The 25,896-nt window shown below is 68.1% G+C and carries 20 protein-coding genes; 13 read left to right on the top strand and 7 right to left on the bottom strand.

All coding sequences use genetic code 11. The features are described from left to right. The first annotated feature begins 53 nt into the window (after positions 1-53). The gene (locus R5H29_RS03240) at positions 54-3,857 is read left to right on the top strand and encodes a LamG-like jellyroll fold domain-containing protein (RefSeq protein ID WP_332328728.1); all 3,804 of its coding nucleotides are present in this window, start codon (positions 54-56) and stop codon (positions 3,855-3,857) included. A gap of 34 nt (positions 3,858-3,891) precedes the next feature. Here the strand turns inward: R5H29_RS03240 and R5H29_RS03235 are convergent, their stop codons facing one another. The 3 genes from R5H29_RS03235 to R5H29_RS03225 are packed head-to-tail and all read right to left on the bottom strand — an operon-like array spanning position 3,892 to position 7,124. Then, positions 3,892-4,479, bottom strand: a complete 588-nt coding sequence (locus R5H29_RS03235) for a cysteine dioxygenase family protein (protein ID WP_019658826.1) — start codon at positions 4,477-4,479, stop codon at positions 3,892-3,894. Positions 4,480-4,530: 51 nt separating this feature from the next. Further along, positions 4,531-6,153, bottom strand: a complete 1,623-nt coding sequence (locus tag R5H29_RS03230) for a carboxylesterase family protein (RefSeq protein ID WP_332328727.1) — start codon at positions 6,151-6,153, stop codon at positions 4,531-4,533. Next, a complete protein-coding gene (locus tag R5H29_RS03225) occupies positions 6,150-7,124 on the bottom strand; it encodes an alpha/beta hydrolase (RefSeq protein ID WP_308305331.1) in 975 nt (324 codons plus the stop codon). The genes R5H29_RS03230 and R5H29_RS03225 overlap by 4 nt, the downstream gene beginning before the upstream one ends. A gap of 174 nt (positions 7,125-7,298) precedes the next feature. Between R5H29_RS03225 and R5H29_RS03220 the strand changes: the two genes are divergently transcribed. The 9 genes from R5H29_RS03220 to R5H29_RS03180 all read left to right on the top strand — a co-directional run bounded on the left by R5H29_RS03220 (position 7,299) and on the right by R5H29_RS03180 (position 16,776). Next, a complete protein-coding gene (locus R5H29_RS03220; protein ID WP_019337392.1) occupies positions 7,299-8,126 on the top strand; it encodes a 2-keto-4-pentenoate hydratase in 828 nt (275 codons plus the stop codon). A 40-nt stretch (positions 8,127-8,166) separates the two neighbouring features. Continuing rightward, positions 8,167-9,168, top strand: a complete 1,002-nt coding sequence (locus R5H29_RS03215) for a TRAP transporter substrate-binding protein (RefSeq protein ID WP_021204623.1) — start codon at positions 8,167-8,169, stop codon at positions 9,166-9,168. Between the two features lie 10 nt (positions 9,169-9,178). Further along, a complete protein-coding gene (locus R5H29_RS03210; RefSeq protein WP_019658831.1) occupies positions 9,179-9,709 on the top strand; it encodes a TRAP transporter small permease in 531 nt (176 codons plus the stop codon). A gap of 3 nt (positions 9,710-9,712) precedes the next feature. Further along, positions 9,713-10,996: a TRAP transporter large permease gene (locus R5H29_RS03205; RefSeq protein ID WP_005421133.1), complete on the top strand. Its 1,284-nt coding sequence runs from the start codon at positions 9,713-9,715 to the stop codon at positions 10,994-10,996. A gap of 17 nt (positions 10,997-11,013) precedes the next feature. Continuing rightward, entirely contained in the window at positions 11,014-12,603 is a 1,590-nt protein-coding gene (locus tag R5H29_RS03200; RefSeq protein ID WP_019337389.1) for a family 43 glycosylhydrolase, read from the top strand. A gap of 39 nt (positions 12,604-12,642) precedes the next feature. Then, positions 12,643-13,701, top strand: coding sequence for a LacI family DNA-binding transcriptional regulator (locus tag R5H29_RS03195; RefSeq protein ID WP_019337388.1), 1,059 nt, complete (start codon positions 12,643-12,645; stop codon positions 13,699-13,701). Positions 13,702-13,898: 197 nt separating this feature from the next. Further along, positions 13,899-14,747 carry a 5-dehydro-4-deoxy-D-glucuronate isomerase gene (gene kduI, locus R5H29_RS03190; protein ID WP_019337387.1) on the top strand — a complete coding sequence of 283 codons (849 nt, stop codon included), beginning with the start codon at positions 13,899-13,901 and terminating at the stop codon, positions 14,745-14,747. Between the two features lie 71 nt (positions 14,748-14,818). Further along, on the top strand, positions 14,819-15,574 hold the full coding sequence (gene kduD / locus R5H29_RS03185; protein WP_332328726.1) for a 2-dehydro-3-deoxy-D-gluconate 5-dehydrogenase KduD: 756 nt from the start codon (positions 14,819-14,821) through the stop codon (positions 15,572-15,574). 101 nt (positions 15,575-15,675) lie between these two features. Further along, the gene (locus R5H29_RS03180) at positions 15,676-16,776 is read left to right on the top strand and encodes a GDSL-type esterase/lipase family protein (protein ID WP_332328725.1); all 1,101 of its coding nucleotides are present in this window, start codon (positions 15,676-15,678) and stop codon (positions 16,774-16,776) included. 55 nt (positions 16,777-16,831) lie between these two features. Here the strand turns inward: R5H29_RS03180 and R5H29_RS03175 are convergent, their stop codons facing one another. After that, positions 16,832-17,491, bottom strand: coding sequence for a DUF4375 domain-containing protein (locus tag R5H29_RS03175; RefSeq protein WP_308305329.1), 660 nt, complete (start codon positions 17,489-17,491; stop codon positions 16,832-16,834). 31 nt (positions 17,492-17,522) lie between these two features. Then, positions 17,523-18,416, bottom strand: a complete 894-nt coding sequence (gene phhA / locus R5H29_RS03170; RefSeq protein WP_019658833.1) for a phenylalanine 4-monooxygenase — start codon at positions 18,414-18,416, stop codon at positions 17,523-17,525. A 125-nt stretch (positions 18,417-18,541) separates the two neighbouring features. Between phhA and R5H29_RS03165 the strand changes: the two genes are divergently transcribed. Together R5H29_RS03165 and R5H29_RS03160 are read left to right on the top strand one after the other, a co-directional pair. Then, a complete protein-coding gene (locus R5H29_RS03165) occupies positions 18,542-19,024 on the top strand; it encodes an Lrp/AsnC family transcriptional regulator (RefSeq protein WP_004153377.1) in 483 nt (160 codons plus the stop codon). 85 nt (positions 19,025-19,109) lie between these two features. Then, positions 19,110-21,107: a hypothetical protein gene (locus R5H29_RS03160; protein ID WP_332328724.1), complete on the top strand. Its 1,998-nt coding sequence runs from the start codon at positions 19,110-19,112 to the stop codon at positions 21,105-21,107. A gap of 41 nt (positions 21,108-21,148) precedes the next feature. Here R5H29_RS03160 and R5H29_RS03155 read toward each other — a convergent pair whose 3' ends face one another. After that, the gene (locus tag R5H29_RS03155) at positions 21,149-22,141 is read right to left on the bottom strand and encodes a patatin-like phospholipase family protein (RefSeq protein WP_019658835.1); all 993 of its coding nucleotides are present in this window, start codon (positions 22,139-22,141) and stop codon (positions 21,149-21,151) included. A gap of 184 nt (positions 22,142-22,325) precedes the next feature. Continuing rightward, positions 22,326-23,339 (bottom strand): TIGR00266 family protein, encoded by a 1,014-nt coding sequence (locus R5H29_RS03150; RefSeq protein WP_021204630.1) that lies wholly within the window; start codon positions 23,337-23,339, stop codon positions 22,326-22,328. 159 nt (positions 23,340-23,498) lie between these two features. Here R5H29_RS03150 and R5H29_RS03145 point away from each other — a divergent pair, with 159 nt between their 5' ends. Then, positions 23,499-25,769: a TonB-dependent receptor gene (locus R5H29_RS03145; protein WP_058983198.1), complete on the top strand. Its 2,271-nt coding sequence runs from the start codon at positions 23,499-23,501 to the stop codon at positions 25,767-25,769. The last annotated feature ends 127 nt before the right edge of the window (positions 25,770-25,896 follow it).

Genomic DNA, 25,896 nt, shown 5'->3' with positions numbered 1-25,896 from the left:
CTACGGTCCGGCGGCCCGCCGCCGGCCGTCGCCCGTTGAAAGGAAATGTCTCCATGCCGCACCGCACGACCGTGTCCCGCTGCCTGCTGCTGGCAGTGGCCCTGGCTGCAGGCCCCGCGACGGCCGCCGCCGATGTCCCTACCCTGCTCTTCCATGTGGATGCCAATCACGGCCTGCAGGCCGTGACCGCTCACGGTGAGGCCGTAGCGAACTTTCGCGACAAGGTCGCGGTGGTCGACGACGGCGAGCATGGCAAGGCCATCCAATGGGAAGACGACGGCGTGCTTGCCTGGGACGCGCCGGGCAACATCCTGGCCCAGCGCGGCACGCTGGCCTTCGACTGGCGTTCGCGCTACGCGGTGGGTGAAGCGCCGTTCGTGATCTTTCGCGTCGGCTACGCCGACCACAGCAGCTGGGACATGGCCTGGCTGCGCATCGACTGGAACGGGCACGGCTTCGATGCCTTCGTCACCGATGCCAACCTGGCACGCACACGCGTGTCGTTCCGCATGGATGCACTGCCGCGTCCCGACCAGTGGTTGCACCTGGCCTTCGCCTGGGATGAGGACCACGGCGTGCGCCTGTTCATCGATGGCCGCGAAGTGGCGCGCGCGCAGGCCACCGGCAATTACGATGCCGCGCTGGACCAGCTCGGCCTTGCCGGGCGGGTAATGGCACCGTACCAGGTGCAGAGTCGCTACAACTTCCTGCGTGGGAGCGATTTCCAGCACATCCGGGTCTACGACCGCATGCTCGACGCCCCCGCCGTGCAGGCACTGGCAGGCGGCAAGGCGCCGGCCAGCGCGGTGGCGCCGGCCAGCGACGAGCGCGCGTGGCGCCATCGCTTCGGCTGGGAAGGCGCGGCACCGCCTGCGCTGGCGTCGGCCGGCACCCGCATCCGCAAGATCGAATTCGCCGATACGCGCGACCACAAGGCGTGGATGTGGAAGGCCACCGACGGCATCGCGGAAACCACCTGGCCGGGCGTCTACAACCGCTCGCGCCTGCCCGGCCGCAACGACTATTTCCAGCTGCCGGACTGGAACACCTACGTGGAAAGCGGCCAGCACCTGGACCTGACCCTGCCGGCCGGCGAGACGGTGAACCGGATGGAGATCCGCGGTGCGGCGTTCGGCAGCCTGGCCCATGGACCCGACGCCGAACATGCCACCGAGGTGCTGGCCACGCGCCCGCGCGGCGTGGTGCGCAGCGTGCAGGACATTCCCGCGCAGCAGGGCGGCGTGCTCCGTTTCAGCAACGTCGAACAGGAAACCCCGATCCAGGAAGTCTGGGCCTACAACGTGAGCGAGGGCGCCGAGCCGGAAGGCACGGTCAAGCAGACCTACGTGATCGACAGCCAGGCCCTGCCCGACTACACCAACCTCGATGCACTGCGGCACTACATCGATGGCCGCTTCCCGGCCGCCGAACGCAGCACGGTGATGGCCCTGCCCAAGGGCGCAGGCTCACGCCGCCGGGGTGCCGACAGCCTGCCGGCGCAGCCGCGGCCGATCTTGCACGTGCTGATCCCCTCGGGCGTCGGCGATGCACCGGCCAACCAGCCGCTGATCCGCAGCTGGGCCTACAGCTGGGAGAACATGCACGACGGCCTGGACGGCGTGGCCATCGACCTTCCCGCGCTGGACCTGCCGCCCACCCACGATGGACTGATCCCGCTGAACATCCGCATCAAGGATCCGATCTGGCCGGCGCGCGACATGATCGATGTATCGGTGTCGGTGCCGCCACGGCAGGCGCGCACGCTGTGGCTGGACCTGCGCGATCGCATCCTCACCCCGGACAGCCTGTGGCTGAGCATCGCCTCGGCCGCACCAGGCTTCGATGCCGATGCCCTCGACGGTGCGCAGGTCCGGCTGGTGTTCAAGCCGCGTGCCGACGCGCAGAAGGAGCACGTGGCCGACCGCTTCAACCAGGTGCGCGACAACTGGGGCTTCCTGGTGGAAGAGCACACCACGTCCAAGCGCCAGCGCCTGTACGCGCGCGTGTACGCGGACCTGAGCGACCTGCTGCGGGTGGATCCGGACCATGAACTCGGCCGCCTGTACTGGAACTACATCAGCTACAACAGCCAGGGCCGCCCGCCCTACACGGCGCCTGCCGTGCCCAGGGGCGTGCCGGCGTGGGCATTCAACCAGGTGCAGGACCTGGCGCAGGTGCGGCAGTTCGTCGACTGGTGGATCGACGAACGGCAGGTGGCCTACGGTGACTTCGGTGGTGGCATTTCGGACGATTCCGACCTGACCCAGCAGTGGCCGGGGCTGGCCCTGATGGGCGTGCAGCCGGATCGATTGAACGCCTCGCTGACCGCGCTGTCCGACGCGGTGTACCGCAACGGCATGTTCAGCAACGGCTTGAGTACCATCGAGACCGACGAGCTGCATTCCTATGAGGAAGGCATCAACACCAACAGCGCCATGCTCTACCTCAACTGGGGCGATCCGCTGACGCTGGAACGCCTGATGGAAACGGTGAAGGCCTTCGACGAGCGCATCATCCTGCGCAACCCGCAGGGCCACCTGCTGTTCTCCAGCAACTGGTTCGGTGGCAACAAGGTCTACCGCGAACCGAACTGGCAGTGGCAGAAGCCGTATTCGTTCCCGGTGCTGCACCCGGCGTTCCTGCTGGGCCAGTACAACGCCGATCCCACCGGCCGCGGGCTGGTGATCGGCCTGGCCGATGGCTATCTGGCCCACGCAGGCAAGGACGACAAGGGACGCTTCACCCTGCCCAACGAGATCAACTGGGCCAGCGGTGCCACCCGCGGCGGCGAGTTGAACAACGGCTCCGGCAGTGGCGACACGATGCACACCTTCTGGGCGGCGTGGCGCTGGAGCGGCGATGCGAAGTACCTGCAGGCACTGGACTACCGCGTGGCCCGTGGCGGCCCGGGCGCACTGGCCAACCTGGGCGAGAACGTCGTGGACGTACTGGGCCGGCAACAGGACTGGTATCCGCTGCTGCGCGCCGAGGCCGACGCGGGAAAAACCGGCTTCGCCAGCCTGATGGCCTGGCAGGCCAGCGGCGACAGGTCATACATCGCCGCCCTGCATGCCGACGGCCTGCAGGCGAAAGTGCAGCGCGCGTACATGAACACCGAGGGCCACTGGTGGTCCGACCGCGTGGAAGCGCCCAGTGAATTCCTCCAGCGCGCACGCCTGGGTGGGATCGCGCTGAAGCGCAACCAGAGTTGGCCCGGCCACACCGTCAGCTGGCGCTTCGACCGCGATGGAGCGGCCGAACAGGTCGCCCTGCTGGTGCATGCGCCGTCGCGTGAACGTTTCACCGTTACCAGCTACAACCTGGGCACGCGCACCATCGGCGCCGACATGACCGGCTGGAACGTGGCCAGCGGGACCTGGCGGATACGCAGCGGCGTGGATGCCGATGGCGATGGCCACATCGACGGCACGCCCGCCGAACGCCGCGTACAGCTGGAAACCAGCGCTTCGGTGGCGCTGCAGTTCCGTCCCGGGCGTACCGAGGTGTTCGAGTTCGAACGCGTGTCCGAGGGAACACCGGTGGAAACACGGCCGGACCTGGGCGTGGGTCGCGGCGACGTACGCATCGACGGCAGCCAGCTGCAGGTGACCGTGCACAGCCTGGGCCATGTCGGCACCGGCGTGGCCGTAGCAATGCTGGAAGACGCGCGCGGTCGCGAGATCGCCCGCACGGACGTGCCGGCGCTGGGGGCACCCAGTGACCTGCAGCCGAAGACCGTGCAGGTCTGGCTGCCGTTGCCGGCCGGTGACCGCAGCGGCCTGCGCGTGCGCGTGGCGCTGGCCGACGGTGGCGAGGAAGTGACCCGGCTCAACAACGTGGTCGGCGTGCCGCGATGATGCCTGCATTACGCCGGGCATGATCCGGCGTGGGTCAGGACGCCTCGGTCTCCAGCCGTTTCATCCGGCGCTGGTACCAGCCATCATCCAACGGCTCGAACACCGCGCTGCGTTCCATCACGCCCTCGTAGACATGCAGCGACACGGCCACGTCCGCGTCGCTGGCGTTGCACAGCGTGTGGTACTCGTGCGGCGGAATCAGGCTGCCGGCACTACCGCGGTGGCCGTACAGCGTGGGCTGGGCGGCAAAGCGATGACGTTCGCCATCCTGTTCAATCAGCGCATAGGGAGTGACGATCAGTTCGCCCTGCCAGACGCCTTCCACGCACCACATCGCATCGTGGTCGTGCAGCGGCGTGCCCTGGCCCGGGCCCCAGCACATGGCGATGACGCTGTAGCCCAGGGTCGGGCTGCGGTGCAGTTCACGGCGTGCGTAATGCCCTTCGACGGGGCGCCGCACGCAGGGGGGCAGCTGGATGGACGGATCGACGATGGCCTCGCGCAGCACCTGCTGCAGCGCACCGGTGATGGCCTCCGGCGTGCCCAGCATCACCGCGGCATCGATCGCAGCGAACAGCCGCTCCCGGCCGGTGAATGACGGTGGCAAGGACATCGTTCCCATGCCCCGACTCTAGCCGAGAGGGGTTAACAGAATGTTTGCACCGCGGTGTCATCACTGCGTGCCGCGCTGCACGAACGGTACTTTTGCATACAGCGCACGTTCGCCGGCACGAGGATCGTCCACCACGCAGCTCTGGCGATCGAACAGCATGGTCTGCCGCCGGGGCAGCGCGTAGGGGGGCCATTGCGGCATTCCGCGATGATTGGGGTCGCCGTTGCGCGCGAAGGCGATCAGTGCGTCGCTCATTGTCGCCGCCAGCGTATGCGCGTCCGCGCCGCCACCGGTGCGTGCGCCGGGCAGGCCGGCGTTGTCGAACACCAGCGGGATGTCCAGCGTGTGGAAGGCGCGCAGCCGGCCTTGCTCCACCGGTGAGCCCCAGTCCAGCTGGTAGGCCCAGGTGGGCGCGGCCCCGCTGGGCTGGCGCGCACGCGCTTCCAGCTCCTCCACTGCGCCGCGCCAGGAACGTCCTGCGGTAGTGGCCGCGAAGAACACCTCCGAAGGCGTGTAATGCGGGTACAGGCGCCGGTACTCGGCGATCACCGTCTGCGGCAGCAGATCCACGAACTGCTGGCGTTGCAGCTGTGCCGGCAGCGTCTCCCAGGTCAAGGTGAAGTTGGCCGGATCGTTGCCGAGGAAGGCACGGGTCTCGTCGCGCGTACTGCCGATGACCATCGGAATGCTGGCCGACTGCCGCGGCGCCTGCGGCCAGAACGGATGCACCGGAAGGGAGACTTCGTCCAGTACCGGCCCGAAGTACAGCGACGTGCTTTCCACCCGCGATGGATCGCGGGCACGGGTGGCTGCAAGCAGATCCGTGGCCGGGAGCCGCAGCAGGGCAGACAGGTCCTTTGCACCCACTGCCTCCATTGCGATGGCAGCGCGCTGCGCGGCGGCACGCGGGCCGGCCGCGGTGACCTGCTGCCCGCTCATCGTCCACGCGCGCTGGAACAGGCCGCGTGCCGCCGGCATCGCCATCAGCGTGGCGATCTTGGCGCCGCCCCCGGACTGGCCGAACACGGTGATGTTTCCAGCGTCACCGCCGAAGATCGCCGCGTGCTCGCGCACCCACTGCAGCGCCTGTACCAGGTCGAGCTGGCCGACATTCCCCGACGCGGCGTAGCGTGCGTCGCCAAGTGCGCCCAGGTACAGGTAACCGAAGGTGTTCAGCCGATGATTGAGGGTCACCGCCACCACATCGCCGCGGCGGCACAGCGCACTGCCGTCGTACAGCGGATCGCTGCCGGAGCCGTTGTTGAACCCACCCCCGTGTATGTAGACCAGCACCGGGCGGCGGCCGCCATCCCCCAGTGCGGGGGTCCAGACGTTGAGGAACAGGCAGTCTTCGCTGCCGGGGCCTTCCGCGCCGCCCTGCGGTGCGGCCGCGCCATAGTCCAGTGCATCGGCGATCCCGTTCCATGCCGCTTCCCGGCGTGGTGGCTGGAAGCGATGGGTGCCGGTATCGGCGCCGTAGCGCACGCCGCGGAATACCAGCACGCCTTGTTCATGCTGGCCGCGCAGGCGCCCCCCGCGCACGCGGACGATCGGCAGGCGTTCGTCGCGTGCACCGGGCATCGCCGCTGCCGGCAGTGCCACCAGCGTGGCCGTGGCCAGCGCCCAGCGCGCGCTGTCGCGCAGGAAACGGCGGCGCTGCAGATCGTCGGGTGCTCCCGTCATCGGCTGCGCTCCGCATCCTTTCCTGCTGTCAGCCATGCCTGCGCCAGCGCTGGCCACTGCGCCAGGGTGGAGCCGGGCTGCAGGCGCATGCCGAAGCCGTGGCCACCATGGGCGAACACATGCAGTTCGTGCTCGACGCCCGCCCTGGCCAGCGCCTGCGCCATCACCTCGCTGTTGTGCACGCTGACCACGCGATCGTCGTTGGCATGGATCAGCATCGTCGGCGGCATGTCCGCACGCACGTGCTCCTGCACCGAGTACTGCGTCGCCAATGCGGGGTCAGGGCGCTCGCCCAGCAATCGCCCGCGCGAACCACTGTGCGCATGCGCGCCCATGTCGATGACCGGGTAGACCAGCACCGCCCGTGCCGGGCGCGCGCTCAGCTGATCGATCGCATCGCGTGCGGGATAGACCGGCGCATCGAAGCCGGTGGCCAGCCGCGCAGCCACGTGGCCGCCGGCGGAAAAGCCCATGACCGCCACATTGTCCGCCTCCAGGCCGCGGCGCGCGGCCTGGTCGCGCACGACCCGCAGCGCACGCTGGGCATCGGCCAGCGCCGCCTGGCGGTCCCTGCCCGGCTGCGGCAGGCGGTAGCGAAGCACGAACAGGGTGAAGCCTGCCCGCTGCACCCAGTCCGGCACCAGCGCGCTGCCCTCCTTGTCGATTACCACCCGCTGGTAGCCGCCGCCCGGAATGACCAGCACCGCCTGCCCGTTCGGACGTGGCGGCGCGTGCACGATCATGTATGGCGCATCGATCCCGTCCACGAACCGGTCCGGATGGGCCGGATCGGGGCTGCGCTCAACCACCCGCGCCTTCCGTGCCGGAGCGCTCTGGCCAGGTACCTGGCCGTCCGGCCACAGCGGCAGGCGTTCGCCCGCCACCTCCCCGGCAAGCCGCTGGCCGTCGCGCAGCGGGACGTCGCTGGCACGTGCCGGGGCAAGCGTCAACAGAACGCACAGGAACAGCACAAGAGGGGGCAGACGCATGGCGGACCGGGCTCCAGCGAAGGGTGGGCAGCGTGCCGCAGGCGCCCCGGAAGCGGGTGTGATGCGCTGCGGCTTGCGTGATGACACCGGTTTACCATATACACCTCCTGCAGACGCTGTCGATGGGCAGTGCAACAACGCAGAGGGAGACCGTTCTTGAGCAACGAACACGGCACACAGGGGCAGAGGCCGGCGCCGGACGGTGCAGCCGCCATCGCCCGCGCCTTCACCGATGCACGCCGCGCAGGCAAGGCCCTGCCCGCGTTCCCCGGAGAGATCCCCGTCGATCTGGTGGCTGCCTACCACGTGCAGGACCAGGCCATTGGCCTGTGGAGCGATACGGTGGTCGGCTGGAAGGTGGGTTACATCGCTGCCGAGCGCCGCGACGGCTCCGGCGATGAGCGCCTGCTGGGGCCGATCTTCAAACGTCAGCTCTGGAATGATACCGGTGGAACAACCGACATCCCGGTCTTCGTCGGGGGCTTCGGCGCAGTCGAAGCAGAGTACGTGCTGGAGCTGTTGGAGGACGCGCCGGCCGGACAGCTGGACTGGTCCCCGGAACAGGCCGAAGCGCTGCCTGCGCGCCTCTATATCGGCGTGGAAGTGGCCAGCAGCCCGCTGGCCACCATCAACGAACTTGGTCCGCGCGTGGTGGTGTCCGACTTTGGCAACAACAACGGCCTGGTGCTGGGCCCGGAGATCGTCGACTGGACCGCACGCGACGAAAACTCGCTGCGTGCCGAGACACTGATCGAAGGTGAGGTGGTCGGCACCGGTGGCGCCACCCGCCTGCCCGGTGGCCTGCGCGCGGCCTATGCCTTTGCGCTGTCCCGTTCGGCCCTGCGTGGCCGGCCGCTGCGCAAGGGCGACCTGATCGCCACCGGCAATGCCACCGGCATCCACGATATCGAGGCAGGACAAACGGCGCTGGTGCGCTTTGCCGGCTTCGGTGACATTGCCTGCCGGGCCGTGCCCGCGGGATGACCGCGGGGCTGCCCTGGTGAACACGCGCGGGAGGGCGCAGATGATCACACGACGTAACTTCCTGGCCGGTGGCGCTGCTGCCCTGGCCACCCCGATGCTCGCCGCCTGTGGCCGCGGGCCGGGCGGCGATATGGCCGGTGGCGCGCTGTTGACCGCCACCGACGTGCATGTGGCCGACTACCCTACCGTCACCGCGGTGAAGTGGATCGGCGAAACGCTGCAGCGCGAAACCAACGGTCGCCTGCGCCTGCGCCAGTACCACTCCGGCCAGCTGGGCCGCGAATCCGAGGCGATCGACATGGCGCGCTTCGGTGCCATCGATATCACCCGCGTGTATGCCGGTGCGCTGAACAATGCCTTTCCGCTGACCCAGGCGCTGTGCCTGCCCTACGTGTTCACGTCGGTGGCGCACCAGCGTGCCGCGCTGGATGACGGCGTGGCCGAAGCCGTGCTGCGCGGCTTCCAGGGCCGCGGCCTGGTCGGCCTGGCGATCTACGATTCCGGTGCACGCTGCTTCTACAACACCAAGCACCCCATCGTTTCCCCCAAGGACCTGCACGGCCTGAAGCTGCGCGTCGCCTCATCGGACATCTTCATCCAGCTGATGCGCCTGCTCGGCGCCAACCCGACGCCGATGTCGCTGGGCGACACGTTCTCCGGGATGGAAACCCACATGATCGACGGCGCCGAGAACAACATGCGCAGCTTCCATTCCAGCCGCCACTTCGAAGCGGCGCACTACTGGTCGCAGAGCGACCATTCGTACGCGCCGGATGTGTTGCTGATGTCGCGCGCCAGTTTCGAACGCCTGTCGCCTGACGACCGCCAGCTGCTGCTGCAGACCGCGCGCGCGTCGGTGAAGGTGATGCGCGAGCAGTGGGATGCGTCGGAGGACGCCGCACGCCGCGCCGTGCTGGCCTATGGGGTGAAAGCCAACGAGGTGGACATGCCCGCCTTCCGCACCGCCGCCCAGCCGCTGCTGCAGCAGTACCTGCAGCAGCCGGAGATCGCCGCGCTGGTCGACCGCATCCGCGCCGCCTGAGGACACTGCCATGATCGAGACGACGACGCCCGCCACCGGGCCTGGTCAGCGCCTGCTGGACCGCATCGCCGACATCGCCATCTACGGCGCCGTTGCTGCCCTGCTGGGGCTGGTGGTGGTGCAGGGCTGGCAGGTGTTCGCGCGCTACGTGATCAACGATTCGCCCAGCTGGACCGAGCCGGTCACGCTGCTGCTGCTGGCCACGGCGATGAGCCTCGGTGCCGCCTGCGGTGTGCACACCAACCGCCACTTCGGCTTCTTTCTGCTGCATGCCTACCTGGGCCCCGGCCTGCGCCGTGCGGTGGACGTGCTGGTGCAGCTGGTGGTGGCGGTGCTGGGAGGCTTCATCGCCTTCTGGTCGGGTGATCTGCTGCTCGACGGCCTGGACATCAAGACCGCCGGCGCCGATCTGCCGCAGAGCATCAACTACCTGCCACTGGCGGTGGGCGGCGGGCTGATGCTGCTGTTCGCGCTGAACCGTGCGTGGAACGCGCTGCAGGCCCGCGCCACCGGCGCCGAAGACGCTGAAGGAGATCGTTGATCCATGGGTATCACCATCCTGTTCTCCGTGTTTGCCGTGCTGCTGCTGCTCGGCGTGCCGGTGGCCTACGCGCTGGCCGCTGCCGCGCTGGCCACCCTGCTCTACCTGGATATCCCCAGCATCGTGCTGGTGCAGCAGATCTCGGCCGGTACCGGCTCGGCCTCGCTGATCGCCATTCCGTTGTTCATCTTCGCGGGCGAGATCATGATGCGCGGCGGCATCTCCGAGCGCCTGATCGCCTTGGCCTCGTCGCTGGTGGGGCGCTTGCGCGGTGGCCTCGGCCAGGTCTCGATCCTGTCCTCGCTGTTCTTCGGCGGCGTGTCCGGCTCGGCCATCGCCGACGTTTCGGCGGTCGGCGGCACGATGATCCCGCAGATGGTCAAGCGCGGCTACGACCGCGATTTCGCCGTCAACGTCAGCATCACCGCCGCGCTGGTGGCGCTGCTGGTGCCGCCGTCGCACAACCTGATCCTGTTCTCGGCCGCTGCCGGTGGGGGCCTGTCCATCGCCGATCTGTTCGCCGCCGGCATTGTCCCCGCGCTGCTGATGACGTTGGCGCTGATGGTCACCGGCTATGCGGTGGCGCGCCGCCGCGGCTATGGCGTGGAGGTCTTTCCCGGCTGGCGCGCCGTGGCCCTGCGCATCGTCTCCGCCCTGCCCGGCCTGGGCCTGGTCGCGCTGATCTTCATCGGTATCCGTGCCGGCATCTTCACCGCAGTGGAAAGCGCAGCCATCGCCGTGGTCTACGCCTTGCTGGTGACCACCGTGCTGTACCGGCAACTGCGCTGGCGCGAGTTCTTCGACACCGTCATCCACGCTGCGCGCAGCACGGGCGTGATCCTGTTCGTGATCGCCACCGCTGCCGTGTTTGGCTGGCTGCTGGCCTACCTGCAGGTGCCCGCGGCCGCCGTCGAGTTCCTGCAGTCGTTCGCGCACAGCCAGTTCATGGTGCTGCTGATGATCGTGGTGATGCTGCTGCTGCTGGGCACCTTCATGGACCTGGCGCCGATGATCCTGATCTGCACGCCGATCTTCCTGCCGGTGGCGCGCGCCTACGGCATCGATCCGATCCACTTCGGCCTGGTGCTGGTGCTCACCGGTGGCCTGGGTCTGGTCACGCCCCCGGTGGGCTCGGTGCTGTTCATCGGCACGGCCATCGGCAAGATCAGCGTGGGCCAGAGCATGCGCACGATCTGGCCGTTCTGGTTCGCCGCGCTCGCCGTGCTGCTGGTCGTGGCCTTCTTCCCCTCACTGTCGTTGTGGCTGCCCGCCGCGCTGCGCGGCTGAGCCACAAGGAGACTGCCATGCGTGCACTGTGTATCGCCGCCACCATCACTCTGCTCGTGCTGTTGCTGCCGGCACGGCCTGCACCCGCGGCGGAGCCCGCGCGCGCGCCGGCGCAGTGGGCGCGGGGGCTGGAACACCAGCGCCAGGCGGACCGGGGCGATGGCACGTTCCTCAATCCGGTGCTGGCCGGTGACCATCCGGATCCCTCGGTGCTCAAGGACGGGGACGATTACTACCTCACGCTGTCGTCGTTCGACGCCTACCCCGGCCTCCCGATCTGGCACTCGCGCGACCTGGTGAACTGGCAGCCGCTGGGACATGCGGTCACCCGCAACGTGGGGGCGATCTGGGCGCCGGACATCGTCAAGCATCGGGGGCGCTACTTCATCTACTTCCCGGCCCGCACCGGCGAGCGCCGCAGCAACTTCGTGGTCTGGGCCGATGACATCAAGGGCCCGTGGAGCGCGCCGATCGACATCGGCCTGGGTGGCTACATCGATCCCGGCCATGCAGTGGGTGAAGACGGCAAGCGCTACCTGTTCCTCAGTGGCGGTGATTACGTGCAGCTGGCCGACGACGGGTTGAGCGTGGTCGGCACGCCGAAACACGTCTATGACGGCTGGCGCTACCCGCAGGACTGGGACGTTGAGGCCTACGCGCAGGAAGGCCCGAAGATCCACGTCCGCGACGGCTGGTACTACATGACCACGGCAGTGGGCGGCACCGCCGGTCCGCCGACCGGGCACATGGTGATCACCGCGCGCTCGCGTTCGATCCACGGACCATGGGAGAACGCGCCCAACAACCCGATCACGCGCACGCAGTCGGCGGCCGAGCCCTGGTGGTCACGCGGCCACGCGACGGTGATCGAAGGGACCGATGGACGCTGGTGGATGATGTACCACGGGTACGAGAACGGCTTCTGGACGCTGGGTCGGCAGGCCCTGCTCGAACCGATCGAATGGACCGCTGACGGCTGGTTCCGGGCCACGGGCGGAGACCTTGGTCAGCCACTGCGCAAGCCGGCCGGACAGGCGCTGTCGCCGCATGGCATGGCGCTGTCGGATGATTTCCGCGGCAGCACGCTTGGCCCGCAGTGGGCGTTCTTCAACCCGGCGCAGGATGAGTACCGCCGGCTGGGTTTCAGTGGCAACGGCCTTGTCCTGCAGGGCAAGGGCAGTACGCCGCGCGACGCCTCGCCGCTGACCACCATCGCCGGCGACCGGGCCTATCAGTTCGAGGTGGAGATGGAGATCGCCCCCGGTGCCGTGGGAGGCGCGCTGCTGTTCTACAGCGACCGGCTGTACGCGGGCGTGGGCAGCAACGGCGAGTCGTTCATCATGCATCGCTACGGCGAGGAGCGCCCTGCCCGACCGGCCCCGGGCCGCGGCGGCCGGCTGTGGTTGCGGGTGACCAACAACCGCCACATCGTCACCTTCCACTCCAGCACCGACGGGCACACTTGGCAGAAGTATCCGGTTCAGATGGAAGTGTCCGGTTACCATCACAATGTCGCGGGCAGGTTCCTGGCGTTGAAGCCGGCGCTGTATGCGGCCGGCGACGGTGCGGTAACCTTCCGCAACTTCCGCTACCGCGCGCTGGACTGAGCGCGGAGCCGGAATCCCCAGACTTACCGGGTTCAAAACATGTCAGTGCGCAACAAGAACGATGCCGCTACGCCGGCATTGGCGAAGGGCAAGGCAGCCACCATCAACGACATCGCGCGACTGTCGGGTGTATCCAAGAAAACGGTTTCAAGAATCATCAACAACTCGCCACTGGTGCGCAAGGACACGCGCGACAAGGTGGAAGCGTTGATGCGTGAAGTGGGCTACACGCCCGATCCACTGGCCCGCGGGCTGGCGTTCCGCCGCTCCTTCCTGATCGGCATGGTCTACGACAACCCCACCGCGCAGTACATCGTGGACATGCAGTACGGCGCGCTGGATGCATTGCGTGGATCCAGTTTCGAGCTGGTGGTGCATCCCTGTGACAGCCGCAGCCCCGGCTACATCGAAGGCGTGCGTCGCTTCGTGCAGCAGCAGAAGCTGCACGGCGTGATCCTGGTGCCGCGTGCCTCGGAAGACCAGGCGCTGGCGGACATGCTCGATGAGATCGGCTGCCGGTTTACCCGCGTGGCAGCGCTGCCGCTGGACGAAAGCTCGCAGATGGTGGTTACCCATGACCGCGATGGTGCGGCCGAAGCCGCCGACTACCTGCTCTCGCTCGGCCACCGTGACATTGCCCTGGTGACCGGTCCCAGCGCCTACCGTTCGGCCCATGAACGTACCGCCGGCTTCATCGACGCACTGTCGCAACGCGGTATCGAGCTGCCGAAGGACCGCATCATCGAGGCCGGCTACACCTTCGAATCCGGTGTCGCCGCTGCCGAGAAACTGCTGCTGGGCAAGCGCCGCCCGACCGCCATCTTCACCGGCAACGATGAAATGGCCGCCGGTATCTACAAGGTGGCGCTGCGCGCGGGCATCAACATTCCGCGCCAGCTGTCCATTGTCGGCTATGACGACAGCCCGCTTGCCTCGCGCCTGTGGCCCTCGCTGACCTCGGTGCGCCGGCACACGCGCGATACCGGACGCACCGCCGCGGCGATGCTGATCCAGCCCGAAGGCCAGGCCGCGCTGCCCATTGCCAGCGTGCGGCCGCACCTGATCGTCCGCGATTCCTGCCAGCCGCCGGAGGATTGATCCCCAAGGATCAATCCTGCAGGTCACGACCTCTGGTCGTGACACGCCCCTGCCCCATCCACCCGATCCACCGCGCCCTGCCCGAGCCATCCCGGCATCGTGCGACGCAAAATGACACCGGTTTCCTGTCTGGCTAGAATCGACCGTGAACCGCGCCGGGGCCGACCCGTCGGCCCGCCCCCCGCTCTGGAGACGCCATGTACAGCAAGACCCATTACGCCACCCATCCCGATGCCATCCACGGTGCCAGCAACGACCAGCTGCGTGACCTGTACCTGCTCGATGGCCTGTTCAACGCCGGTGCGGTGACCCTCAAGTACACCCACTACGAGCGCTTCGTGATTGGTGGCGCCGCCCCGGTGGACGCACCGCTTGCGCTGCCGACCCAGACCGAACCCGCTTCGGCCGCAGGCCACCCGTTCCTGGAGCGCCGGGAACTGGGCGTGATCAACGTCGGCAGCGGCACCGGTACGGTCACCGTGGATGGCACCGGCTACACGCTGGGTCCGAAGGACGGTCTGTACGTGGCCATGGGCAGCAAGGAGGTCGTGTTCGCCTCGCAGGACGCCGCCAACCCCGCCCAGTTCTATCTGGCCTCGACCCCGGCCCATGCCCGCTTCGAAACCAGGCAGCTGTCCATCAAGGACGCCGTTGCACTGGACCGCGGCGCGCTGGAAACCAGCAACGAGCGCACCATCTACCAGTACATCGTGCCGGCCACCTGCCAGTCCTCGCAGCTGCTGCTGGGCCTGACCGTGCTCAAGCCGGGCAGCGTGTGGAACACCATGCCGCCGCACCTGCACGACCGTCGCAGCGAGGTCTACTTCTACTTCGACCTGGGTGACAGCGACCGCGTCTACCACTTCATGGGCGAGCCGGCCGCGCAGCGTCACATCGTGATCCAGAACAACGAAGCGGTCGTGTCGCCGCCGTGGTCGATCCACATGGGCGCCGGCACCAGCAACTACGCCTTCATCTGGGCGATGGGTGGCGAGAACCTGGACTACACCGACATGCACGTGCTGGACATCTGCCAGCTCAAGTAAGCCCGCCTGGCCGCCGCGCACCGTGTGCCGGCCGTCGACACCGCTCGTCTCTATCAAGGAACGCATACGCAATGGCTAATCCCTTCAGCCTGGAAGGCAAGGTCGCTCTGGTAACCGGTGGCAATACCGGTCTGGGCCAGGGCATCGCCGTGGCACTGGCCGCCGCTGGCGCCGACGTGGCCGTGGCCGGCATCGCCCCGCCCACCGATACCATCGAAAAGATCACCGCGCTGGGCCGCCGCTGCCTGGCCATCGAAGCCAACCTGATCAGCATCGAGCCGGTGGCGCGCGTAGTCCGCGAGACCATCGAAGGCCTCGGCGGGTTGGACATCCTGGTCAACAACGCCGGCCTGATCCGCCGCGCCGATGCGGTGGACTTCAGCGAGCAGGACTGGGACGACGTGATGAACGTCAATCTCAAGTCCGCGTTCTTCATTTCGCAGGCCGCCGGCCGCCACTTCATCGAACAGGGCCACGGCAAGATCATCAACATCGCTTCGATGCTGTCCTTCCAGGGCGGTATCCGCGTGCCGTCGTACACCGCCAGCAAGAGCGGCATCGCCGGCATCACCCGGCTGCTGGCCAACGAGTGGGCGGGCAAGGGCATCAACATCAATGCCATCGCCCCGGGCTACATGGCCACCGACAACACCGCCGAGCTGCGCGCCGACGAAGCGCGCAACAAGGCGATCCTGGAGCGCATCCCGGCCGGTCGCTGGGGCACGCCGGATGACCTGGCCGGTGCGGCGGTGTTCCTGGCCTCGTCGGCGTCGGATTACATCAACGGCGCCGTGCTGCCGGTCGATGGTGGCTGGCTGGCGCGCTGACGCGTGATCCGCGGTGGTGCCGGCCGCTGGCCGGCGTCCTGGCAATGCTTCCGCCGTTCATGAGGTTGCCGGGCAGCGGCCGGCACTACCGGAGACCGGATATGCGCACCCTGTTGCCTTTGTTGTTGCTGCTGTCGTGCACCACCGCGCAGGCGGCGCCCGTGCGGGTCTTCATTGCCGGTGACTCCACTGCGGCCGCATACGGCCCCGAGCGCGCGCCGCAGGCCGGCTGGGGCCAGGCGCTGCAGAGCTACCTGGACCCGGCGCGCTTGGAGGTGCACAACCACGCCAAGGGCGGGCGCAGCACGCGCAGTTTCATCGAGGAAGGGCGCCTGGAGGCCATCGCCGCCGAGCTGCGCCAAGGCGACGTGCTGCTGATCCAGTTCGGCCACAACGATGCGAAGTTCGAAGACCGCACGCGCTACACCGATCCGGACAGCGACTACCCACGCCTGCTGATGCGTTACGTACAGGTGGCCCGCGCAAAGGGCGCCACGCCGGTGCTGGTCACGCCGGTGGCGCGGCTGCTGTACGACTTCGGTTCACTGCTGGATACGCATGGCCGCTACACGCAGTCGATGAAGGCGTTGGCCGCGCGCGAGCAGATTGCGCTGATTGATCTGAATGACCGCAGCATGCGCTGGATCCGCGCGCTGGGTGAGGAGGGCGCGCGACCCTACTTCCTGTTCGTGCCCGAACAGAACAAGGCCGACGGCACCCATTTAAGCGTGGCCGGCGCACATGCGGTGGCCTGCCTGGTATTGCGCGAGGCGGTGCCGCTGCTACCCGCGCTGCAGCCGGCGCTGGTGCGGGATATCGACTGCGACGTGGTGGCGGAAGGGCAGGGTAGCGACCCAGCCCTGCCCTCGCAGGTGGTGCACGAAGACAGTGTTGTGCGCACGCAAGCAGGCCCGCACGGCGGTGCCGGCCCGACCACGGCGTATCCGTTCTTCGCCGATGCCGAAGGGCTGCCGTTCGTGCTGCGCAAGCGTGTGCTGCACAAAGGCGCGGGCATCGGCCTGCATCCGCAGCACAAGGACGAGATCTATTACATCGTCAGTGGGCAGGGCAGTTATGTGCTGGATGGCAGGCAGTACGACGTGCACGCCGGGCTCGCGCTGCTGACCCGCAAGGGCAGCCACCATGCGCTGCAGCAGGTGGGTGAGGAGGATCTGGTGGTGCTGCTGGTGTACCCGCGCTGATTGAAACGTAGCCGAGCATGGGCTCGGCTCTACAGAACAGCGCCGGAGTGCATGGTCATCGTCGTTCGACAGGCTCCGGGCCGAAGTGCTTCAGCCCCAACCTGGCCAGGTCTTCCGGTCGCTCGAAATAGGCTTCGTCGAAGGCGTGCAGCGCCTCCTGCTCCTGTTCGGTCATCGCGCCGTACAGGTCGGTCAGTTGCTTGACCGCCGGGTCATCTTCCAGCCGGTCGACCAGCCCGCGCATGCCGGCCAGGATCGCGTGGGTCTTCGCCGCGCCCATCGCCTGCAGCGCACGCAACGCCAGCTGGCAGGTCGGGTCGCCCCAGTTGCACAGGAACTGCATGAAGCCGCCGTTGTTGATGTCGGCCTCCATGCGCCACAGCGCCACCAGCAGCTGGTCTTCGTCGGACAGCGCATCCAGCGTCCACGCGGCTGCCTTCAGTCGCGCCAGCGCGGCCTCGTAGCGGTCTTCCCAGACCTGGTTGAGGATATCGACCACGCCAGCCTCGCGCGTCGGCAGCAGCGCCGGCCAGTTCACGCCCAGGCCATCGGCGGTGGCGACCCACCGCGCGCGTTGCCCTGCATCGGCTTCGAACAACGCAGGTACCCAGCGCAGCGGCTGGCGGGTGCGGCGGCCATCGGCCAGGGTCAGCAGGATGAAGTCGTCGTCGAAAGCGACATCGGTTACGCGCAGCGAAGCAAATGCATCAGTCATGCCGTGCAGGATAGCCGCGCGGCAGCGCGCATCACACGTCGCCGCCGTCCGCCCAGCCTTCACCCGTGCCGGCCTGGAACACGTGATCGTCAGCCTGCACGTCACCGGCAGGCAGGTGCGCCTGGTCGGCCAGTGCCGCGTAGATCGGGGTGAAGTCCGGCGACGTCGCCTGCATCAGCTGTTCAAAGCTGTCGATGACGAAGTAGGTCTTCTGGAAGGTGTCGATGCGGTACTTCGTTCGCATGATCCGCTGCAGGTCGAAACCGATGCGGTTGGGTGCGGCCGATTCCAGCGAGTACAGCGACTCGCCCTTGGACGACACGATGCCGGCACCGTAGATGCGCAGGCCGTCGGGCGTGTCGATCAGGCCGAACTCCACCGTGTACCAGTACAGGCGGGTGAGGTTCTGCAGCGCGTCCGGGCCGATCGCGTGGGCTTTGACGCCGCCACGGCCATAGGCCTCCATGTAGTCGGCGAACACCGGGTTCATCAGCAGCGGCACGTGGCCGAACAGGTCGTGAAACAGGTCCGGCTCGGCGATGTAGTCGATCTGGTCCGGGCGACGGATCCACCAGGTCACGGGAAAACGGCGGTTGGCCAGGTGGTCGAAGAAATCCAGTTCCGGCAGCAGGCCTTCGACGCCGACCAGGGTCCAGCCGGTGGCCGCGCCCAGCACTTCGTTGAGCTGGTCGAAGCGCGGAATCATGTGCGCGTTCATGCCCATCTCGTCCTGCGCGTCCAGGAATTCCTGGCAGGCACGGCCGACCAGCAGCTCGCGCTGGCGCTGGTACAGCGTGCTCCAGGTGGCGTGGTCGTCGGCGCTGTAGGTGTCCCACGGCTGCTCGACGAGCGCGGTGGTGTACACCGGCACGTAGCCCTTGTCGGTCTGCTGGTGTTCGACGCGGCGGGGCTGGGCGAGGTCCATGGGGCACTCCTTGAAGGGATAGCCACGATGCTAGGGCAGGGCGCGCGCAACAGGGTTGCAAAAGTTGCGCCGATTGGCATTGTTGGCGCAATATCCTTGCGCAGTCACCATGTTGCGGAGCAGCAATGGCCGGAGAAGTCCAGTTTGATCGCACGGATATACGCCTGCTGGCTGAAATCCAGCGGGATGGGCGCGCCACCAACGCGGAGCTGGCGACTCGGGTGAACCTGTCGCCCTCGGCCTGCCTGCGCCGCCTGCAGCGGCTGGAAAGCGAGGGCGTGATCGTCGGCTACGGCGCGCGGCTGGAGCCGCGGCAGCTGCGCCTGGGCCTGCAGGCCTTCGTGCGCGTGCAGTTGGAAAAGCACGACCAGGCCGCCATCGGCCACTTCGTGGACAGCGTGCAGGGCTGGGACGAGGTGGTGGCCTGCCATGCGCTGACCGGCGACATGGACTACCTGCTGCACGTCTACGTGCGCGACCTGGAGCACTTTTCGCACTTCCTGCTGGACCGCCTGCTCAACGCCGGCGGCGTGGCCGACGCCAATTCCAGCTTCGTGCTGCGCACGGTGAAGGGCTTCCAGGCATTGCCGTTGTCGCAGCTGGAATGAGCGCAGCGGCGATTTGACGCGGCCGGGCGGGTAGCCGAGCATCACCGCCCTGCGCGCGCCGCAGCGTTCCTTTCCGGTTCCACGCATGTCCGAACTCCAGCACCCGGTGCCCACCACCATCTTCCTGCCGCTGCAGCGCAAGTCGCTGGCACGTTACATCGCTCACGGCACGCCGCCGCAGACGGCAGTGGAGCAGGCCGGGCTGATGGCCGCGCAGTTGTGCCGGGCGCGCCTGCATCCAGCGGCCGAGATCGAACGCCTGCTGCATGATGCCTGCGCGCTGTTTGCTGGCAACGAAGGCGCCGCCGCGGAGCTGGCCGGCCCCGGTGGCGGAGGCCAGCCGGAGCTGGATGCCTGGCTGACCGCATTGGCCGCCCACGGCGTGCTGCTGGCGCCGGCGCAGATCCTGCAGGACGTCATCGCGCAGTCGCCATTGGAGTATCCGGGCCTGGCCCTGCAGCAGGCCTGCCAGGAAACCCTGACCGAGCATGAGATCCGCTTTCCCGCCACCTTTTCCAGTGACGAGGCGCTCACGCAGGATGACGTGGCCGCCGAGGACGCGCGTGCGGTCGAACACCATGGCCTGTACACCTCCGAGCAGGCCCGCGTGCTGCGCGCCATCGCCGCCAACCCCGATGAGTTGATCGACCTCGATGGCTATGCCGGCACCGGCAAGGGCCACCTGGTGCTGGCGCTGATGGAGGCGCGGCCCGGCCGCTACACCTACGTGGCGCCCTCGCGTGGGCAGGTGGAAGCCTTCCGCAGCCGCGTGCCGGCCAGCACCGCGGTGCGCCTGCTGACCCAGATCGAGTTCGCCAACCGCGTGGCGCAGCATGCCGCGCGCAGCGGCCACACCGGTGGCTTCGTTGCCAGCTACCGGCGCAGCACCCGCACGCCGCGCGAGATTGCCGGCCGCATCGGCCTGCAGGGCATCGGTGGGCGCAGCCCGGAGCAGGTGCTGCTGACTGCGTTCGAGGCCATCAACCGTTGGTGCGCGTCGTCTGCACCGGGCTTGGCGTTCCAGCATTTCGACCGGTCGGTGCCCGCCGCGATGCTCGACGTGTCGCCGTACATGGCGGCCGCCGAGCACGTCTGGCGCTGCATGTTCGACGCCGAACTGCAGCGGGGCACGCTGCTGAGCCTCAGCCCGGCGCACATCGGCAAGTGGTTGGCGCTGCGCGGCGTTACCCCGCCGCTGGACATGGGCATGCTGCTGGTGGACGAGGCGCATGACCTGAGCCCGTCGTGGAAGCAGTTGCTGGCCGGCCATGCGCCTGGCGTGGTCAGCCTGGGGGATCCGCACCAGTGCCTGACCGGTACGGTGCCGCGCTGGGCCGCGTCGAAGGTGCTGGAAATGCACCAGTCGGTGCGCCAGGGCAACCAGGTCGAGGGCCTGGTCAACCAGACCCTGGCACTGGATGGACTGGGGCAGGACAGTGGGCCGTTCGTCGGTGCCGCCGACCGCGCCACCGGTGTGCTGCATTACCGCCACTGGGCGCAGGTGCCGAGCGAGGGCCTGCGCATCCATGGCAGCGTCGCCGATCTGGCCCTGGATGCGGCACAGCTGCACGCGCTCGGGCTGCGGCCCTATCTGCATCCGGCATCGCTGCGCGCGCTGCGCAGCGTGCTGCAGCGGCCGCTGGATGCGTGGCGCCGGCGCCGCGACAGCGCCTCGGACCCGGCACAGGAGCGCTTCCTGGCCACGCAGGCCGACGAAGGGCAGGGCGCGCTGGTCGAACTGTTTGCGTCTGCCGATCGGGTGCAGTCACTGCTGCAGGCGCTCGACGACCAGGACACGCCTGCTGAAGGGCGGGTGGCGCTGTGCCTGGCCGAACACGCGAAGAACCTGCAGTTCGACGTGGTCTCGCTGTCACCCGGTTGCTTCAGTGCGGGGCAGGGCGGGCGCATCTGGTACAACCCGGTGCGCGCGGTCTATCTGGCACTCACCCGTGCGCGACGCCAGCTGCATGTGCCGGCCGATGGCATGGAACAGCTGCAGCACACGGCGACACTGCAGGAGCAGGCCCGTCAGGCGCGCAGGCGCGAGCGGCAGCAGGCCAGCGGTTACCGGCCTGCGCGCTAGAACGCGCGCGTCGCTGTCTGGCAGCGACACGCCGGCTCAGCTCAGCACTTGTCCTTGCGGCCCATCAGCTTGCCCAGGCGCGAGGCTTCCTCGCACTTCGGCGCGGCCACGGGTGCCGGTGCGGCGGCCGCGGCGCGTGCACGCTGCAGCTGCTGGATCTTCGCGCGGATCTGCGGCATCGCGGCCATTGCGGCCTTTTCGCCCTCCAGGATCGCGGTGCCACGCTGGCTGAAATCGGCGGCGCCGATGTCCAGCACCTTCGGGCGGATGACGATGTCGGCGCGTGCCAGTTCCTGCTCGCCCAGGCGCTGGCCCATGATCGAGATGGACTGGTTGACGATGCCCAGCATGTCGGTCGGCGCCTTGCCGCTGGCCTTGCTGGAGATGTCCACGGCGATCACGAAGTCGGCGCCGAGCTGGCGCGCGGCATCGACCGGCACCGGGCTGACCACGCCGCCATCGATGTAGTTGCGGCCACCGATCTTCACCGGTTCGAACACGCCGGGAATGCTGCTGGAGGCGCGCACGGCCTGGCCGACGTTGCCGCGCACGAAGATCGCGCGCTCGCCTGTTTCCAGCTGGGTCGCGACTGCGGCGAACGGCTTCTTCAGGCGCTCGGCGGGGCGGTTGGCGACCTGCTCGTTGACGTAGTCCTGCAGCTTCTGGCCCTGCACCAGGCCACCGGAGAACAGGCGCACGTCGCGGATGCTGGCTTCATCCAGCGCCACTGCCTTGCTCTGCATCTGGAACGCATCCATGCCGCTGGCATACAGCGCGCCGACCACGCTGCCGGCACTGGTGCCGGACACCACGGCCGGTTCGAAGCCGTTGGCCTCCAGCATCTTGATCACGCCGATGTGGGCGAAGCCCTTGGCTGCGCCACCACCGAGGGCGATACCGATCTTCACCGGCTTGGCCTGCGGTACCACGGTTGGCGCCGGCGGCGGCGCAGGGCGGACCGGGTCGCCACCGCAGCCGGCCAGCAGGCCGATCAGGGCGACGGACAGCAGCATGCGGGGTCGGAACAGGCTCATCGGCAGTGCGCTCGCGGCGCCGGATTCAGGAAAGGGCGCCAGCATACCGAAGGTGCCGCAGGGCGGGCAGGGTAGGTCGGCCCGCCCATTCATCGGATGCTTCGGGTAGTGCCGCGCCGCGGCCGGGCGCCCCCGGTAGAAACGCCCCCCCCCCCGCCCCGCCCCCGCCACTACCGCGAGGCGGTCAGAACCGGTTGTCGCCGTCCAGCATCCGGCCCAGGCCGCCCAGCACCGAGCCTTCGCCGCGGTTCTGGCCGCCGCCCTGCGGCGCGGCCATCCACATGCGGCCGGCCAGGCGCGAGAACGGCAGCGACTGCAGCCAGACCTTGCCTGGACCGGTCAGCGTGGCCAGGAACACGCCTTCGCCGCCGAACAGCATGCTCTTGATGCCTGCAACACGGCGCACGTCCATGTCCACGGTGGGGTGGTAGGCCACCACGCAGCCGGTATCCACGTCCAGCCGCTCACCGGCAGCCAGCTCGCGCTCGACCACGCAGCCGCCGGCGTGGATGAACACCCAGCCGTCGCCCTCCAGCTTCTGCATGATGAAGCCTTCGCCGCCGAACAGGCCGGTCATGATCCTGCGCTGGAACTGCACGCCGATCTGCACGCCGCGCGCGCCGGCCAGGAAGCTGTCCTTCTGGCAGACCAGGCGGCCGCCGTGCTGGTCCAGCTTCATTGCCAGCACCGTGCCCGGGTAGGGCGCGGCGAAGGCGACCTTGCCCTTGCCGTGGCCGCTCTGGGTGTAGACGGTGGCGAACAGGCTCTCGCCGGTCAGCACGCGCTTGCCGGCGGCCATCACCTTGCCCATGAAGCCGCCGCCCTGGTCGCCGTTGGCGGCGCCGAACACCGTGTCCATCTGCACGGTGGCGTCCTTGAACATCAATGCGCCGGCCTCGGCAATGGCGCTCTCGCCGGGGTCGAGCTCGATCTCCACGAACTGCATTTCATGGCCGACGATGCGGAATTCGATGTCGTCGGCGCGGCCGCTGGCGGAGGGGACCGGCGGCGGGCTGTTCGGCATGCCCGGGGCCGCAGATTGCAGCTCCGGCACCTCGGCAATCGAGGTCCATCCGCTCATGCCCTGGCACCAGGCCAGCGCGCGCGGGTTGGCCTGCGCATAACGGCGCGCAGCCTGGTCATCAAGCGGGCCGATACGCTCGGCCTGGGCGGAGGCATGGAAATACCACTGGGTCATCGCGGCGGCTCCGCAGGGCTGGAAACCCCCGAGTCTAGCGAGGGCGCCCGGGCCGGGGCGACAGGCCCATGAACGGCGGGCATTTGCGGGGCAGGTGCTGTATTGCAACAATTATCTGGTAGCGCCGTTTTACCACCCCTCCAAACACAGCCTACCGCCATGTCCCCGACCCGTACTTCCCGTGGCCGCCTTCCGGTCGCGCGCCCCCTCGTTGCCGCTCTTTCCGCCCTGCTGCCGCTGGTTGCGGCCGCCCAGGAAACTCCCGCTGCCAAGGATCCGGTTGCCCTCGATGCCCTGCAGGTGACCGCGCAGCGGCGCGTCGAGAACGCCAAGGACGTACCGGTCGCACTGAGCGCGATCCAGGGCGAGAAGCTGGATGTGCTCGGCTCGGCCGGCGATGACATCCGCTTCCTGGCCGCACGCGTGCCCAGCCTCAACATCGAGTCGTCCTACGGCCGTGCCTTCCCGCGCTTCTACATCCGCGGCCTGGGCAACACCGATTTCGACCTCAATGCCTCGCAGCCGGTGTCGCTGGTGTATGACGACGTGGTGCAGGAAAGCCCGCTGCTGAAGGGCTTCCCGCTGTTCGACCTGGCCAACGTGGAAGTGCTGCGTGGCCCGCAGGGCACGCTGTTCGGCCGCAACACCCCGGCCGGCGTGGTCAAGTTCGATTCGGCACGCCCGTCGCAGGATGCCGATGGTTACCTCCGTGTCGGCTACGGCAGCTACAACAGCTGGAACGTGCAGGGCGCCTACGGCGGCCCGCTGACCGACCGCTGGTCGGCACGCGTCTCGGCCATCTACCAGCGCCGCGACGACTGGGTCGACAACACCCGCGTCGGCGCTCCCAACAGTGGCTTCGAAGGCTATGACGAAGCCGCCGGCCGCGTGCAGTTCCTGTACGAAGGCGACGACTTCGAAGCACTGTTCAACCTGCACAAGCGCAAGCTCAACGGTACCGCCCGCCTGTTCCGCGCCAACATCATCCAGAAAGGTGGCAATTCGCTGGTCGAGAACTTCGACCGCGACAAGGTGGCCAACGACGGCGTCAACTTCTCCGACCTGGAGACCTGGGGCGGCAGCGCGCGCCTGCAGTGGAACCTCGGTTCGGTGACCCTGCATTCGATCACCGGTTATGAAACCGCCGAGTCGCTCAACCGTGGCGACATCGACGGTGGCTACGGCGCGGCCTTCCTCGGTGCCGGCAACTACGGTCCGGGCCTGATTCCGTTCTCGTCGGAGTCGGCCGACGGCCTGCCGCACCACCGCCAGTGGACGCAGGAAGTGCGCATCGAGTCCAACGAATGGGGCCGCTTCGACTGGCAGGCCGGCGTCTTCTACTTCGATGAAGACGTGACCATCAACAACTTCAACTACGACTCGCTGACCCCGGGCAACCCGCAGACCGGACACGTGGTGCAGAACCAGCGCAACAAGGCGTGGGCGGTGTTCGCTTCGGGTGACTTCGATGTCACCGACCGCTTCAAGCTGCGTGCCGGCGTGCGCTATACCCAGGACAAGAAGGACTTCAGCGCCAGCGTGCTGCAGGCCGTTCCGTTCGGCACCCCGGTCAGCGGCCCGTACCTGGCCAACACCGACGTCAACGACGTCAGCTGGGACGTCAGCGGCGTGTACAAGCTGACCGACGACATCAACGCCTACGCCCGCGTCGCCAAGGGCTTCCGCGCGCCGTCGATCCAGGGCCGCCTGGCCTTTGCGCCGGGCCTGTCGCAGGCCGATTCGGAGAAGGTCATCTCGTACGAGGCCGGCATCAAGGCCGACCTGTTCGAGCGCCGCGCGCGCCTGGGCCTGAGCGTGTTCCGCTACAACGTTGACGGCCAGCAGCTGATCGCCGTGGGCGGTGCCAACAACACCGCCACCCTGCTCAACGCCGACAAGACCATCGGCCAGGGCGTGGAACTGGACCTGGAAGCCTACCTGGCCGACAACGTCCTGCTGACCTTCGGCAGCAGCTACAACGACACCGAGATCAAGGACAAGAACCTTGCGGTGGCGATCTGCGGCGGTGGCTGCACCATCAACGACCCGACCACGGTCATCAACGGCGGCACCTATGCGCTGGTGAACGGCAACCCGCTGCCGCAGGCGCCGAAATGGATCCACAACGCGACCCTGCGCGTGGGCTTCCCGCTCAGCGATGGCAGCGAGCTGTACGCCTACACCGACTGGGCCTACCGCAGCGCGGTGAACTTCTTCATCTACGAGTCGCCGGAATTCCGCGGCCGCAGTTCGCTGGAAGGCGGCCTGCGCCTGGGCTACAACTGGGATTACGGCCAGTACGACGTGGCGGTGTTCGGTCGCAACCTGACCAACCAGACCCGCGTGGTCGGCGCGATCGACTTCAACAACCTGACCGGCTTCCTCAACGAGCCGCGTACCTGGGGCGTGGAGTTCACCGCGAAGTTCTGATGCGGTGGCTGCGTTGATGCAATGCAGAAGGGCCGGCGCACTGCCGGCCCTTCTGTTTCCTGCTTCGTGTAGAGCCGAGCCTGCGCTCGGCTGCTCTGAGCCGAGCATGGCTCGGCTCTACAGAGGC

The organism is Stenotrophomonas sp. A3_2, assembly GCF_036624925.1.
Lineage (GTDB): Bacteria > Pseudomonadota > Gammaproteobacteria > Xanthomonadales > Xanthomonadaceae > Stenotrophomonas > Stenotrophomonas hibiscicola.
This window is presented reverse-complemented; position numbering and strand designations above follow the sequence as displayed.

Coding starts and splice junctions, on each gene's coding strand:
- R5H29_RS03160 (WP_332328724.1), top strand. CDS start 19,110: ATGTCCGAACTCCAGCACCCGGTGCCCACCACCATCTTCCTGCCGCTG.
- R5H29_RS03205 (WP_005421133.1), top strand. CDS start 9,713: ATGGGTATCACCATCCTGTTCTCCGTGTTTGCCGTGCTGCTGCTGCTC.
- kduD (WP_332328726.1), top strand. CDS start 14,819: ATGGCTAATCCCTTCAGCCTGGAAGGCAAGGTCGCTCTGGTAACCGGT.
- R5H29_RS03235 (WP_019658826.1), bottom strand. CDS start 4,479: ATGGGAACGATGTCCTTGCCACCGTCATTCACCGGCCGGGAGCGGCTG.
- R5H29_RS03155 (WP_019658835.1), bottom strand. CDS start 22,141: ATGAGCCTGTTCCGACCCCGCATGCTGCTGTCCGTCGCCCTGATCGGC.
- R5H29_RS03150 (WP_021204630.1), bottom strand. CDS start 23,339: ATGACCCAGTGGTATTTCCATGCCTCCGCCCAGGCCGAGCGTATCGGC.
- R5H29_RS03175 (WP_308305329.1), bottom strand. CDS start 17,491: ATGACTGATGCATTTGCTTCGCTGCGCGTAACCGATGTCGCTTTCGAC.
- R5H29_RS03200 (WP_019337389.1), top strand. CDS start 11,014: ATGCGTGCACTGTGTATCGCCGCCACCATCACTCTGCTCGTGCTGTTG.
- R5H29_RS03230 (WP_332328727.1), bottom strand. CDS start 6,153: ATGACGGGAGCACCCGACGATCTGCAGCGCCGCCGTTTCCTGCGCGAC.
- R5H29_RS03195 (WP_019337388.1), top strand. CDS start 12,643: ATGTCAGTGCGCAACAAGAACGATGCCGCTACGCCGGCATTGGCGAAG.
- R5H29_RS03165 (WP_004153377.1), top strand. CDS start 18,542: ATGGCCGGAGAAGTCCAGTTTGATCGCACGGATATACGCCTGCTGGCT.
- R5H29_RS03240 (WP_332328728.1), top strand. CDS start 54: ATGCCGCACCGCACGACCGTGTCCCGCTGCCTGCTGCTGGCAGTGGCC.
- R5H29_RS03210 (WP_019658831.1), top strand. CDS start 9,179: ATGATCGAGACGACGACGCCCGCCACCGGGCCTGGTCAGCGCCTGCTG.
- R5H29_RS03145 (WP_058983198.1), top strand. CDS start 23,499: ATGTCCCCGACCCGTACTTCCCGTGGCCGCCTTCCGGTCGCGCGCCCC.
- R5H29_RS03215 (WP_021204623.1), top strand. CDS start 8,167: ATGATCACACGACGTAACTTCCTGGCCGGTGGCGCTGCTGCCCTGGCC.
- phhA (WP_019658833.1), bottom strand. CDS start 18,416: ATGGACCTCGCCCAGCCCCGCCGCGTCGAACACCAGCAGACCGACAAG.
- R5H29_RS03180 (WP_332328725.1), top strand. CDS start 15,676: ATGCGCACCCTGTTGCCTTTGTTGTTGCTGCTGTCGTGCACCACCGCG.
- kduI (WP_019337387.1), top strand. CDS start 13,899: ATGTACAGCAAGACCCATTACGCCACCCATCCCGATGCCATCCACGGT.